We start from the raw sequence: 13,191 nt of genomic DNA on the forward strand, positions 1-13,191 counted from the left end.
TGAAAGTAGTTATCATACAGTTTCCCGTCAGCAGTTGGATCATGGTATACTTCAGTCTGACGGGAAGACAGATATGTTCATGATACGAGGTCTGCCTATCCGTACATTAGGTTTAGACAGTAGGTGATATAGTGGAGAAGACAGCACAAGGTGTAGCGGAATGGATGGTACAGGAGATTAAATTCACAGGAACACTTCATCAGGAAGCTGCCATAGAATATGTGAAGACCCATTTTGGCGAAGAGTTTGTTTTTGTGAACGAGAACGGCAATACATCATTGTCCAAGGAAGTGAAGAAGGCTTTCCGAAAGCTTCATCGTGGGCAGATCGCCTGGGATCGGGATGCATTTATGTGGGCATGGACATAGTGTGTTATACTGGAGTAAGATGATTCATTGGTTGTGTTGGATATGCATGTCAGAATATTATATAAAAAATGTATAAGATGGATTAGATCTGCATATCCTTTCATAAGACCGTACGCAAGCGACCAGGCACATAAGCGTGATAAACCCTGGCCCCACGCGTGTTAATAACATGTATTTCCAAAGCTGTTTGAAAAGAAAATACAAAGATTTGCTTTTTGGCTGAAATGGAGTTATAATAAAAACAAGTTGTAGAGAGTGGAAAACCTAATTCATATATTGTAAAGGGCGATCACTTATAGGTTTATGACTGGTACCTTTTTCAATGTGTGAATTTTTATTTGCTTGCTGCAAAGAACAAAGGAACATGTTAATCTTTATTTGGAGGTGTAATTCACATGCAAAACGGAACAGTAAAATGGTTCAACGCTGATAAAGGCTTCGGTTTCATCGAAGTTGAAGGCGGAGAAGATGTATTCGTACACTTCAGCGCTATTACAGGCGAAGGCTTCAAAACGCTGGACGAAGGTCAACGCGTGCAATTTAAAATTGTACAAGGAAACCGTGGTCCTCAAGCAGAAGAAGTTGTAAAACTGTAATTAAAGCATAGCTGCCTTTAACATGTTATAATGGTAAAGGCAGCTTCTTTTTTTTGATCAGTTATATAAAAGTCGGCCCATTAGTTGTCGAGGCAGGAGTCCGGTGGGACGTTAAACTTCCGCTAAGTGTAGTCTTCTGTGAAATAACGTCGGTTAGATGTTTTTCCATAACAAAGGGGGTAGAAGTCATGTATAATCGCAAAAAACCGTTGGAAGAGATTCCACAAGCTGATGCGGCAATCTGGGAATGTACGAGTGATACGTGCAAAGGATGGATGCGGGACAATTTTGCGTTTGATAACGTACCTACTTGTCCGATATGTGCTTCTGAGATGGTCAGCACGACTAGGATGCTACCATTGCTTGAGAATTCGAATAGTAATCTGAAAACGATGCCTAAAGGAAATCGGATTTAACATAGCTTACCCGCCTCTAACGAGGTGTTTTTTTTTAAGGTCAAATAGACACCCTGTGCGAAGGTAAGGGTATTAAATATGAAGTTCCCGGCATTCGTTTTGGCGAATGCCTTTTTTTGTATCATTTTTCAACAGAAAAATATAGTGTAATTGATGTGAATCATATGAAAAAGATAAAGACCCTTTTCGCTATAAGCAAAAAGGGTCTTTGTTATGACTACAATTTTTACAACGATCAGATTGGAATTTAGATGAACAGGAACGGCAGCAGAAACAATGTTGCTACCAGAGCCAGATCGATTCCTGCTCCATAGCCGTAACCCCCACCGTATCCTCCGTAACCATATCGACCGTAGGCCGAAGATTTAACTTTTTTTGTTGCAACAGCGTTTTTCTTGCTGCTTTTTACCAGTTGCTGTTTGGATTTGACTGAACACAGCCGTGGTCCCTCGAAACACCCGTTCAAATAAATTTTGCCATCACGACATTGACTAAGCGTACCATACATATGCTTACCGTCGTTCATAACGAGACAAACGGAACGTCCAACGTGCGGAGAAACCGTTTCTTCACATACCCGATTAATTCTGTACATGCAAATCCTCCTCATTAGATGCGGTTGCCGCTTGAATTCAACGGTTTGTATATCATAGTAAAAAGAAGAGCAATTGGTATGGACGAGTACCCGGAAAAACGAATGGGGAGGAGCCGTTTTTGAGTCTACTCCATACACTGGGAGAAGTGAGGAGGGGATGTCGCGTGGATTATCATGACATGCTGGCTCGGTTAGGGGAGGGAAGTGCCCATCCTGGAGGATTTTTGGCAACATTGAAGTTGCTGGATGGCTTATCTCTGCCTGTGAGTAATCATATTCTTGAGATAGGGTGCGGTACTGGGAGGACTGCGTGTTATCTGGCTAAAGGCGGATATCGGGTAACGGCGATTGATCTTCATCGCAATATGCTGGATAAGGCAGTTCGGCGAGCGAGACGAGAACGGGTGGATGTTCAATTTGTTCAGGCTGATGTAACATCGTTACCTTTTCCGGAAAATCATTTTGACGTGGTATTTGTGGAGTCGGTCACGATCTTCACCCCATGGCGGAGTGCACTTGCTGAGTATAGAAGAGTGTTGAAGCCTGGTGGACTTTTGGTGGATCGGGAGATGGTTCTATCAGGCCAGAAGACCGAATTGATGTGTCGCAGATTAAAGCAATTTTACGGTATACGAACCCTGGTAACGGCCACAGCATGGAGAAAACGCCTCAAGCAGTGTGGTTTCACCAAGGTAGAGGTCAAAGAACATTCGCGATCCATGGCAAAATGGAGCGTTGATCATGATCCACATCGCGAGATCGATATGAATTGGTTTGAGGATGAACGTATGCAGCGTATGAGTCTTACCAATGATCGTTTGCTCGCGAAATACGGCAAAAAGTTGGGATATGCTGTTTTTGCGGCTAGGGCACCGTTGGAGGACAAAAACGAAAAATAGGAAAAAGACAACTCACACAATCGTGTGGGTTGCCTTTGGTTTGTTTCGACAGCACGTACTACAGCATATCGTTGTCGATAATCCGCCAGTGGTGTTTGAGCAGGGCTTCCAGTTGGTTCTTATCTTTGGCTCGAAAAGCACTTAAAATTTGCCGGTGCTCTTCATTGACTTCGAGCAGTACCTTAGATAGCTTTGGTTTATTATCGCTAACATAAGATTGCCGGATGAAACTGTTCTTCAATGTGTTTAACATCTCAATGACTGTTGCATTACCACATCGCTGAATGTACAGATTATGGAACTGATATTGGTTTTTGTTGTAGGCAGCAAGATCAAGCTGGCTGATATCTTCGTCCATTCGAACAACCAGAGTTTCCATCTCCAAAAGTTCAGATGGTCTGAGGTGGTCTGTTGCAAGTGTGGCAGCAAGTGCCTCCAGCACACCGATCGCTTGGGAGAATTCCAGTTTTTTGCCTGCATCAAAAGGAGTGACAATAAATCCCCTGCGTGGGATGTATTGCAGCAGATTGTCTGAAGCCAGCTGGAAAAGCGCCTCCCGAGTAGGCGTGCGACTGATGTCCAGCTTTTTGCATATTTCTGCCTCGTTGATCTTCTGGTTGGGAAGCAACGTCCCGTCTTGAATCTTCTGGGCAATGTAATCGTATACGTGATCTTTCAAGGACCGGTATTTGGGTACCTCCATACCGAATCCTCCTTTCTATGTATAGTGAATAAATAGATGGGTGTGGGGCCGTACTGTACGCGCCGTTCAGGAGTTTCAAGTTTTTATCATCTTAACACCGAGGGGGAAGTTGGGCAAGCAAACTTCATGTTTCAGCCGATGTAAATTCTATGTTATATATATCACATTTTATGGAATTAAAGCGTATAAATGTTTAAATAATGATTGTGATAAACCAGAATGTTTGTTAGTATTACTTACATATAAGTCCATATATTGTCTTATGTATATTGTATACAAACCATTATGTTACTCATTCAAAAAAAAGAATAGGGGTATGATGTGTGAAAAAAGTGCTTTTGCCAATGATGCTGTTGTTAGTGGTTGTATTCATGTCCGCATGTGGGCAGGAAAAAACGACAGGAACCGGATCAGACGCTACTTCGTCTTCGGGCAGTAGCTCTGCGGAAAAGGAAGTCATTGTACTTGGAACCAGTGCGGACTATGCACCCTATGAATTTCATAAGAAAATTGATGGTAAAGATACCATTGTAGGTTTTGACATCGAGATTGCCAAAGCAATTGCGGCTGATCTGGGAGCCGAGCTGAAGATTGAGGACATGGACTTTGATGGCCTTCTTATGGCCCTCGGTACAGATAAGGTTGATTTTGTAATATCAGGCTTAACCCCTACCGAGGAACGAAAGAAGAACGTTGATTTTACGGATATCTACTATTATGCAGAGCAGGCTGTACTTGTTAGAGATGGGGAAGGTACGGCATTAAAGTCTGTGAATGATCTATCAGGCAAGCAGGTTGGTGTACAAAAGAGTTCCATTCAGGAAGGTATTGCTCAGGAAATAGAGGGAGCAAAGCTCACTTCTCTGGCCAAAATACCTGAACTGATTCTGGAGTTGCAGACGGGGCGTGTAGACGCGCTCATCCTGGAGAAGCCGGTGGCTGAACAGTATGTGAAGAACCAAGAGGGGCTTGTTATTGCAGGTGTGGAGGTTGAACAGGCTGAAGACGAGGGTGGTTCGGCCATCGCGGTGAAGAAAGGTAATCAGAAGCTGCTGGATCAGATCAACACTACATTGGAAAAGCTCAAAACGAACGGAGATATTGAACGGTTCGTCGTTGAAGCGAATGAGATGCTCGGCGAATAAACCGGACGAGTGAGGGATATGCCGTGAATTTAGATTTTTCCTTTCTATTAGAACATTGGCAGGATTATGCACGAAGTGCGTGGGTCACGCTTGAACTTTCCTTCTTCGGTGTATTGTTTGGTACGTTGCTGGGTGTAATCATGGCGCTAATACGAATATCCCGAATATGGCCAATTAAATTTGTGGCATCGGCGTATATTGAACTCATTCGAGGAACGCCAATGCTCGTACAGATTCTTATTATTCATTATGGTCTGACGGTTGTAGGTGTGAACTTGCCGGCATTTATGTCGGGGGTGGTAGCTCTGACGATGAATAGCTCGGCTTATATGGCGGAGGTGTTCAGGGCCGGGATTCAAGCGATTGATAAAGGACAGACCGAAGCTTCGCGCTCCCTTGGTATGACAAATGGTATGACACTTCGTTATATTATACTGCCGCAGGCTTTTCGTAACATGCTTCCAGCCATCGGTAATGAATTCATTATTATCATTAAAGATTCTTCGCTTGTCTCCATGATCGGCATAGCCGAGATTATATACACGGCCAGAACGATTCAGGGTGTTACGTTCCAGCCGCTTGCTCCGCTGCTTGTTGCTGCCGGCCTCTATTTTATAATCACATTTACACTGGCTAATTTACTCTCTTGGTTGGAACGTAGACTTTCTACTTCTCGCTAACTATGGATAAAGGATTGGATTCGAGAAAGGCTTGGAGTAGGCTGGAGTGGAAAAAGAGAGATGTAGTCGTAAATGGCCATGGCATCGCATACATTGTTATTGTATTTTGTATACAATATTTTGGAAAGGTGTTGGGTGTGTATGTCAGATTCCAAAATGTTAATTGACTGGTCGGAGCGTTATGCTGCACCTAATTATCATCCGCTCCCTATTGTTATTGAACAGGCGGAAGGGGTATGGGTGGAAGACCCTGAAGGCCGCCGTTATATGGATATGTTAAGTGCATACTCTGCATTGAATCATGGTCATAGACATCCTGTGATCATACAGGCGCTCAAGGATCAGGCAGATCAGGTTACGCTGACATCACGGGCATTCCACAGCAGCTCAGCTTCTCTTTTTTATCAGAAACTCTCACAATTCACGGGGAAATCGAAGATTCTCGCCATGAATACAGGAGCGGAAGCGGTGGAGACTGCGGTGAAGGCGGTACGTAGATGGGCTTATCGTTGCAAAGGTGTACCGGAAAATCAAGCCGAGATTATCGTATGCTCTGGTAACTTTCATGGAAGAACTCTGACGGTTACCTCTTTTTCTTCTTCAGCGGAGTATAAAAAAGATTTTGGGCCGTTCACACCTGGATTCCGGATTATTCCCTATGGAGATATTGAAGCGCTGAAGCAGGCCATTACACCAAATACGGCTGGTTTTCTTGTAGAGCCTATTCAGGGCGAAGCTGGAATCGTTATCCCGCCTGATGGATATTTGGCAGAAGCTTTTGCTCTGTGTAAGAGCCAGCAGGTGTTGACTGTATCTGATGAGATCCAGACCGGATTTGGCAGAACAGGCCGCCGTTTTGCCTCCGACTGGGAAGGGGTTGAACCAGACATCTGGATTATGGGAAAAGCGCTGGGGGGAGGAGTCATGCCCATCTCGGCTATCGCTGCTGATGCGGAGATACTTGATTTGTTTGAGCCGGGGTCTCATGGTTCTACGTTTGGGGGTAACCCACTCGCTTGCGCCGTGGCTATAGCAGCTCTGGATGTTCTTGAAGATGAGAAGCTTGCTGAGCGATCGGAGCGTCTGGGGAACTATTTTATGAAAAGACTTCGAGATATTCGCAGTTCAGCCATACGGGATATTCGGGGGAAAGGTTTATTTATTGGTGTTGAACTGCATGAACCAGCCCGCCCTTATTGTGAGCGGTTGATGTCTACTGGACTGCTGTGTAAAGAAACCCATGAGACAACCATTCGATTTGCCCCACCACTGACGATTAAAGAGTCCGAGATTGACTGGGCACTGGAGAGAATTGAGCAGGTGTTGATCACCAATGAGGGAGCTGACCTACATGAAAAATGATGATGATGTCCATGGTGGAATAAAAGATACTTCTATTAATACAAGTCAAACATCTGTGCGGTGTAATATTGCTATCATTAAGGTTCCTTTTGGACTTGGTGGAGCAAGAGGTGGAGCAGAGTTGGGGCCTGATGAATTGATTACAGCTGGACTGAAGCGGGAGATTGCGAGTCTGGGGTTAGTGCTTTCCAAAGAAGTGCGGGTAGATTGTCCTTCTGAACCTGCTGCCCCTATTGAGCGAAATCGTGTAAAACACTTAAATGAGGTACGTCAGGTCAGTGAGAAGGTGTGTAGTGAAGTATCAGGTGCAGTAGAGGAGGGGGCTTTTCCACTTGTGCTTGGGGGAGATCATAGTGTAGCGATTGGTACTTTTGCCGGGCTAACAGCACATTATTCGAATTTGGGTGTGATCTGGTTTGATGCGCATGCAGACTTGAATACGGAAGAACGCAGCTTGTCCGGTAATATGCATGGGATGAGTGTGGCTGCATCCTTGGGGCATACTGCATTCAATCTGTCGCACATTGCTGGAGCAGGCGCGTTTATTGATCCGTCCAACTTGGTCTATATTGGTCTGCGTGATCTGGATGAGTATGAGAAAGAGCAGATTAAGGGAATGGGAATCCGAGCATTTACGATGCATGATATTGACCGGATGGGAATAAAGCAAGTTATTGAGGAAGCAATAGCTACAGCGGGAAAAGGGACAGATGGTATTCATGTCAGCTTCGACATGGATTGTCTGGATCCGCGGGAAGCTCCGGGTGTGGGCACCCCAGTACCTGGTGGTCTGAATTACCGAGAGGCACATTATGCATTGGAGATACTTGCTTCCACAAATCAAGTTACGTCGATGGAACTGGTTGAGGTGAATCCATTGTTTGATCACAATAGACATACGGCAAGGCTTGGTGTGGAACTGATCGCTTCGTTACTTGGTAAGCGCATATTGTAAGCGCTGAGAAGTGAAGTGGGGTATGTGGGCTGAGCCTAAGGAATATACTTTCTTAGTTATTATAGAAGGAAAGAAAACTGAGATCTCCGAAAACTAGGGCTAGTCACAATCAATTGTCCACTGCAATCGCAGTGGAAGTGGCTTCCCTGGTTATGTTTAATGGATATGTATATTAGAAGCACCGTAATAAGGATGCTGAGAGTTATTTGTATGTACAGGCGTCAGATTACATATTGTGCTGATGATGTGAGTTGATTATCATTATTGAAAAAAAACTTGCAATTGAAATCTGTACATGGTATATTCTAATTCCGGCCAAGAAAACACGGTTTACACGGTGCGGCAAGCGAATAAAATAAGCTTCGAAAGAAACTTAAAAAAAGAGCTTGCAAAGTTGGTTCGGACATGATATTATATAAGAGTTGCTGAAGAGAACAACATTCGGTAACGAAACAAGTTTGATCTTTGAAAACTGAACAACGAGTGAGTAAACATTCTGCTTGCAGAATGAACGCGAAAGTTTGAGACAAGCCTTGGCTTGAATCGGCTGGAGCACAAATGAGATTTTTAATCTCGTCAGATTCAAAATGAGCTTATCGCTCTTTTCAATACTTTATTGGAGAGTTTGATCCTGGCTCAGGACGAACGCTGGCGGCATGCCTAATACATGCAAGTCGAGCGGACTTGAAGAGAAGCTTGCTTCTCTGATAGTTAGCGGCGGACGGGTGAGTAACACGTAGGCAACCTGCCCTCAAGTTTGGGACAACTACCGGAAACGGTAGCTAATACCGAATAATTGTTTTCTTCGCCTGAAGGAAACTGGAAAGACGGAGCAATCTGTCACTTGGGGATGGGCCTGCGGCGCATTAGCTAGTTGGTGAGGTAACGGCTCACCAAGGCGACGATGCGTAGCCGACCTGAGAGGGTGATCGGCCACACTGGGACTGAGACACGGCCCAGACTCCTACGGGAGGCAGCAGTAGGGAATCTTCCGCAATGGGCGAAAGCCTGACGGAGCAATGCCGCGTGAGTGATGAAGGTTTTCGGATCGTAAAGCTCTGTTGCCAGGGAAGAACGCTTGGGAGAGTAACTGCTCTCAAGGTGACGGTACCTGAGAAGAAAGCCCCGGCTAACTACGTGCCAGCAGCCGCGGTAATACGTAGGGGGCAAGCGTTGTCCGGAATTATTGGGCGTAAAGCGCGCGCAGGCGGTCATTTAAGTCTGGTGTTTAATCCCGGGGCTCAACCCCGGATCGCACTGGAAACTGGGTGACTTGAGTGCAGAAGAGGAGAGTGGAATTCCACGTGTAGCGGTGAAATGCGTAGATATGTGGAGGAACACCAGTGGCGAAGGCGACTCTCTGGGCTGTAACTGACGCTGAGGCGCGAAAGCGTGGGGAGCAAACAGGATTAGATACCCTGGTAGTCCACGCCGTAAACGATGAGTGCTAGGTGTTAGGGGTTTCGATACCCTTGGTGCCGAAGTTAACACATTAAGCACTCCGCCTGGGGAGTACGGTCGCAAGACTGAAACTCAAAGGAATTGACGGGGACCCGCACAAGCAGTGGAGTATGTGGTTTAATTCGAAGCAACGCGAAGAACCTTACCAGGTCTTGACATCCCTCTGATCGATGCAGAGATGTATCTTTCCTTCGGGACAGAGGAGACAGGTGGTGCATGGTTGTCGTCAGCTCGTGTCGTGAGATGTTGGGTTAAGTCCCGCAACGAGCGCAACCCTTATATTTAGTTGCCAGCATTTCGGATGGGCACTCTAGATAGACTGCCGGTGACAAACCGGAGGAAGGTGGGGATGACGTCAAATCATCATGCCCCTTATGACCTGGGCTACACACGTACTACAATGGCCGGTACAACGGGCTGCGAAATCGCGAGATGGAGCCAATCCCAACAAAGCCGGTCTCAGTTCGGATTGCAGGCTGCAACTCGCCTGCATGAAGTCGGAATTGCTAGTAATCGCGGATCAGCATGCCGCGGTGAATACGTTCCCGGGTCTTGTACACACCGCCCGTCACACCACGAGAGTTTATAACACCCGAAGTCGGTGGGGTAACCGCAAGGAGCCAGCCGCCGAAGGTGGGATAGATGATTGGGGTGAAGTCGTAACAAGGTAGCCGTATCGGAAGGTGCGGCTGGATCACCTCCTTTCTATGGAGAATCGTTTCCTGCAACGGAAACATTCAAATATGCAGCTTAGCTGCAAAACACTCACTCGTTGTTCGGTTTTGAGAGCTCAAACTCTCAAACAGCTTGCTTTTGCATGGAGCTTGTTCTTTGAAAACTAGATATCGAAACGAAACAAACGCGAATTAGAACATTCCTTTAAGCTGAACTTGTGCAAACAAGTCAAGTGTATAAAGGTAGTTAAATTGCTTTTGTGAGGGTATCGGGTGAGAGCGACTTTTGGCTTTGCGCAAGCAAAACAAGGGAAGCGAGCGACCGAAACCGGAACAAAATGGTTAAGCTACTAAGAGCACACGGAGGATGCCTAGGCGCTAGGAGCCGATGAAGGACGTGGCGAACAACGAAACTGCCTCGGGGAGCTGTAAGCAAGCTTTGATCCGGGGGTGTCCGAATGGGGAAACCCAGCTGGGGTAATTTCCAGTTACACCTAACTGAATACATAGGTTAGTGTGAGGCATACCAGGGGAACTGAAACATCTAAGTACCCTGAGGAAGAGAAAACAATAGTGATTCCGTCAGTAGCGGCGAGCGAACGCGGAGAAGCCCAAACCAAAGAGCTTGCTCTTTGGGGTTGTGGGACGTCTCACATGGAGTTACAAAGGAACCGGTTAAGCGAAGAGGTCTGGAAAGGCCCGCCAAAGAAGGTAAAAGCCCTGTAGTTGAAAGTCTGTTCCCTCCGAGACGGATCCCGAGTAGTGCGGGGCACGTGAAACCCCGTATGAATCCGGCAGGACCATCTGCCAAGGCTAAATACTTCCTAGCGACCGATAGTGAAGCAGTACCGTGAGGGAAAGGTGAAAAGCACCCCGGAAGGGGAGTGAAATAGAACCTGAAACCGTGTGCTTACAAAAAGTCAGAGCCCGTTTTAGGGGTGATGGCGTGCCTTTTGTAGAATGAACCGGCGAGTTACGTTCCCGTGCAAGGTTAAGGTGAAGAGCCGGAGCCGCAGCGAAAGCGAGTCTGAATAGGGCGACTTAGTACGTGGACGTAGACCCGAAACCGGGTGATCTACCCCTGTCCAGGGTGAAGGTGCGGTAACACGCACTGGAGGCCCGAACCCACGCATGTTGAAAAATGCGGGGATGAGGTGGGGGTAGCGGAGAAATTCCAATCGAACTCGGAGATAGCTGGTTCTCCCCGAAATAGCTTTAGGGCTAGCCTCGGAAAACAGAGTCGTGGAGGTAGAGCACTGATTGGGTGCGGGGCCCGCAAGGGTTACCAAGCTCAGTCAAACTCCGAATGCCATAGACTTACTTCCGGGAGTCAGACAGTGAGTGCTAAGATCCATTGTCAAAAGGGAAACAGCCCAGACCATCAGCTAAGGTCCCCAAGTGTGTGTTAAGTGGGAAAGGATGTGGAGTTGCACAGACAACCAGGATGTTGGCTTAGAAGCAGCCACCATTGAAAGAGTGCGTAATAGCTCACTGGTCGAGTGACTCTGCGCCGAAAATGTAACGGGGCTAAACACACCACCGAAGCTATGGCTTGATGCTTTGCATCAGGGGTAGGGGAGCGTTGTATAAGGGTTGAAGGTGTACCGTAAGGAGCGCTGGACATTATACAAGTGAGAATGCCGGTATGAGTAACGAAAAGATCAGTGAGAATCTGATCCGCCGAAAGCCTAAGGGTTCCTGAGGAAGGCTCGTCCGCTCAGGGTAAGTCGGGACCTAAGGCGAGGCCGAAAGGCGTAGTCGAAGGACAACAGGTCGAAATTCCTGTACCACCGTAAGCCGTTATGAGCAATGGGGGGACGCAGTAGGGTAGTGACGCGGACTGATGGATGTCCGTCTAAGCAGTGAGGCTGATGTGTAGGCAAATCCGCACATTGTAAGGCTGAGCTGTGATGGGGAGCGAAAATTGTAGTAGCGAAGGTCATGATCTCACACTGCCAAGAAAAGCCTCTAGCCAGGTGATGGTGCCCGTACCGCAAACCGACACAGGTAGGCGAGAAGAGTATTCTAAGGCGCGCGGAAGAACTCTCGTTAAGGAACTCGGCAAAATGACCCCGTAACTTCGGGAGAAGGGGTGCCCCGGTAGTGTGAATAGCACGAGGGGGCCGCAGTGAAAAGGCCCAAGCGACTGTTTAGCAAAAACACAGGTCTGTGCGAAGCCGTAAGGCGAAGTATACGGGCTGACGCCTGCCCGGTGCTGGAAGGTTAAGGGGAGTGGTTAGGAGCAATCCGAAGCTGTGAACCGAAGCCCCAGTAAACGGCGGCCGTAACTATAACGGTCCTAAGGTAGCGAAATTCCTTGTCAGGTAAATTCTGACCCGCACGAATGGCGTAACGACTTGGGCGCTGTCTCAACGAGAGATCCGGTGAAATTTTAATACCTGTGAAGATGCAGGTTACCCGCGACAAGACGGAAAGACCCCATGGAGCTTTACTGCAGCTTGATATTGAATTTGGGTACGATCTGTACAGGATAGGTGGGAGCCTTTGAAACGTGAGCGCCAGCTTGCGTGGAGGCAACGTTGGGATACCACCCTGATCGTATCTAGGTTCTAACCTGGTACCGTAATCCGGTGCGGGGACAGTGTCAGGTGGGCAGTTTGACTGGGGCGGTCGCCTCCTAAAGAGTAACGGAGGCGCCCAAAGGTTCCCTCAGAATGGTTGGAAATCATTCGAAGAGTGCAAAGGCATAAGGGAGCTTGACTGCGAGACCTACAAGTCGAGCAGGGACGAAAGTCGGGCTTAGTGATCCGGTGGTACCGCATGGAAGGGCCATCGCTCAACGGATAAAAGCTACCCTGGGGATAACAGGCTTATCTCCCCCAAGAGTCCACATCGACGGGGAGGTTTGGCACCTCGATGTCGGCTCATCGCATCCTGGGGCTGAAGTAGGTCCCAAGGGTTGGGCTGTTCGCCCATTAAAGCGGTACGCGAGCTGGGTTCAGAACGTCGTGAGACAGTTCGGTCCCTATCTGTCGTGGGCGTAGGAAATTTGAGAGGAGCTGTCCTTAGTACGAGAGGACCGGGATGGACGTACCGCTGGTGTACCAGTTGTTCCGCCAGGAGCACCGCTGGGTAGCTATGTACGGACGGGATAAACGCTGAAAGCATCTAAGCGTGAAGCCCCCCTCAAGATGAGATTTCCCAGTATGTAAGACCCCTTGAAGACGACGAGGTAGATAGGCTGGGGGTGGAAGTGCAGCAATGCATGGAGCTGACCAGTACTAATCGGTCGAGGGCTTATCCAATAGCAAGTTGTAATTCGCATGTTTCGTTTCGAATCTAGTTTTCAGAGAACAACAACTCTGAAATGTAAGCT

Annotated in this window: 10 protein-coding genes and 2 rRNA genes; 10 read left to right on the forward strand and 2 right to left on the reverse strand. The window is 47.4% G+C overall.

Annotation, left to right across the window (positions count from 1 at the left end; genetic code table 11):
- Positions 1 to 131 precede the first annotated feature (131 nt).
- The 3 genes from MHI55_RS01880 to MHI55_RS01890 all read left to right on the forward strand — a co-directional run bounded on the left by MHI55_RS01880 (position 132) and on the right by MHI55_RS01890 (position 1,380).
- Positions 132 to 368, forward strand: coding sequence for a hypothetical protein (locus MHI55_RS01880; protein ID WP_036607962.1), 237 nt, complete (start codon positions 132 to 134; stop codon positions 366 to 368).
- A 395-nt stretch (positions 369 to 763) separates the two neighbouring features.
- Entirely contained in the window at positions 764 to 964 is a 201-nt protein-coding gene (locus MHI55_RS01885; RefSeq protein ID WP_024633772.1) for a cold-shock protein, read from the forward strand.
- 188 nt (positions 965 to 1,152) lie between these two features.
- Positions 1,153 to 1,380, forward strand: a complete 228-nt coding sequence (locus MHI55_RS01890; protein WP_017691121.1) for a cold-shock protein — start codon at positions 1,153 to 1,155, stop codon at positions 1,378 to 1,380.
- Between the two features lie 247 nt (positions 1,381 to 1,627).
- On the opposite strand, the gene MHI55_RS01895 is transcribed toward MHI55_RS01890, so the two are convergent.
- Positions 1,628 to 1,975: a hypothetical protein gene (locus MHI55_RS01895; protein WP_074093127.1), complete on the reverse strand. Its 348-nt coding sequence runs from the start codon at positions 1,973 to 1,975 to the stop codon at positions 1,628 to 1,630.
- Positions 1,976 to 2,139: 164 nt separating this feature from the next.
- On the opposite strand from MHI55_RS01895, the gene MHI55_RS01900 reads away from it, so the two are divergent.
- The gene (locus tag MHI55_RS01900; RefSeq protein ID WP_340388539.1) at positions 2,140 to 2,874 is read left to right on the forward strand and encodes a class I SAM-dependent methyltransferase; all 735 of its coding nucleotides are present in this window, start codon (positions 2,140 to 2,142) and stop codon (positions 2,872 to 2,874) included.
- 58 nt (positions 2,875 to 2,932) lie between these two features.
- Here MHI55_RS01900 and MHI55_RS01905 read toward each other — a convergent pair whose 3' ends face one another.
- Positions 2,933 to 3,577 (reverse strand): GntR family transcriptional regulator, encoded by a 645-nt coding sequence (locus MHI55_RS01905; RefSeq protein ID WP_340388541.1) that lies wholly within the window; start codon positions 3,575 to 3,577, stop codon positions 2,933 to 2,935.
- A 323-nt stretch (positions 3,578 to 3,900) separates the two neighbouring features.
- Here MHI55_RS01905 and MHI55_RS01910 point away from each other — a divergent pair, with 323 nt between their 5' ends.
- From MHI55_RS01910 to MHI55_RS01935, 6 genes are all read left to right on the forward strand, one after another.
- Positions 3,901 to 4,722, forward strand: coding sequence for a transporter substrate-binding domain-containing protein (locus tag MHI55_RS01910; protein WP_315371175.1), 822 nt, complete (start codon positions 3,901 to 3,903; stop codon positions 4,720 to 4,722).
- A gap of 23 nt (positions 4,723 to 4,745) precedes the next feature.
- Positions 4,746 to 5,402 (forward strand): amino acid ABC transporter permease, encoded by a 657-nt coding sequence (locus tag MHI55_RS01915; protein ID WP_340388543.1) that lies wholly within the window; start codon positions 4,746 to 4,748, stop codon positions 5,400 to 5,402.
- A gap of 141 nt (positions 5,403 to 5,543) precedes the next feature.
- Positions 5,544 to 6,764: an ornithine--oxo-acid transaminase gene (locus MHI55_RS01920; RefSeq protein ID WP_253505057.1), complete on the forward strand. Its 1,221-nt coding sequence runs from the start codon at positions 5,544 to 5,546 to the stop codon at positions 6,762 to 6,764.
- Complete coding sequence (gene rocF, locus MHI55_RS01925) at positions 6,754 to 7,719, forward strand: arginase (RefSeq protein ID WP_315373301.1); 966 nt, start codon at positions 6,754 to 6,756, stop codon at positions 7,717 to 7,719. Before MHI55_RS01920 ends, rocF begins: the two co-directional genes overlap by 11 nt.
- Before the next feature lie 613 nt (positions 7,720 to 8,332).
- Positions 8,333 to 9,885, forward strand: a 16S ribosomal RNA gene (locus tag MHI55_RS01930).
- Between the two features lie 309 nt (positions 9,886 to 10,194).
- A 23S ribosomal RNA gene (locus tag MHI55_RS01935) occupies positions 10,195 to 13,120 on the forward strand.
- The 16S and 23S rRNA genes sit together here, the layout of an rRNA operon.
- The last annotated feature ends 71 nt before the right edge of the window (positions 13,121 to 13,191 follow it).

The sequence above is a fragment of the Paenibacillus sp. FSL E2-0151 genome, assembly GCF_037993015.1.
Lineage (GTDB): Bacteria > Bacillota > Bacilli > Paenibacillales > Paenibacillaceae > Paenibacillus > Paenibacillus amylolyticus.

What these genes read in the sequence shown, in the direction of transcription:
- rocF (WP_315373301.1), top strand. Translation starts at nt 6,754, where the DNA reads ATGAAAAATGATGATGATGTCCATGGTGGAATAAAAGATACTTCTATT.
- MHI55_RS01895 (WP_074093127.1), bottom strand. Translation starts at nt 1,975, where the DNA reads ATGTACAGAATTAATCGGGTATGTGAAGAAACGGTTTCTCCGCACGTT.
- MHI55_RS01890 (WP_017691121.1), top strand. Translation starts at nt 1,153, where the DNA reads ATGTATAATCGCAAAAAACCGTTGGAAGAGATTCCACAAGCTGATGCG.
- MHI55_RS01920 (WP_253505057.1), top strand. Translation starts at nt 5,544, where the DNA reads ATGTCAGATTCCAAAATGTTAATTGACTGGTCGGAGCGTTATGCTGCA.
- MHI55_RS01905 (WP_340388541.1), bottom strand. Translation starts at nt 3,577, where the DNA reads ATGGAGGTACCCAAATACCGGTCCTTGAAAGATCACGTATACGATTAC.
- MHI55_RS01885 (WP_024633772.1), top strand. Translation starts at nt 764, where the DNA reads ATGCAAAACGGAACAGTAAAATGGTTCAACGCTGATAAAGGCTTCGGT.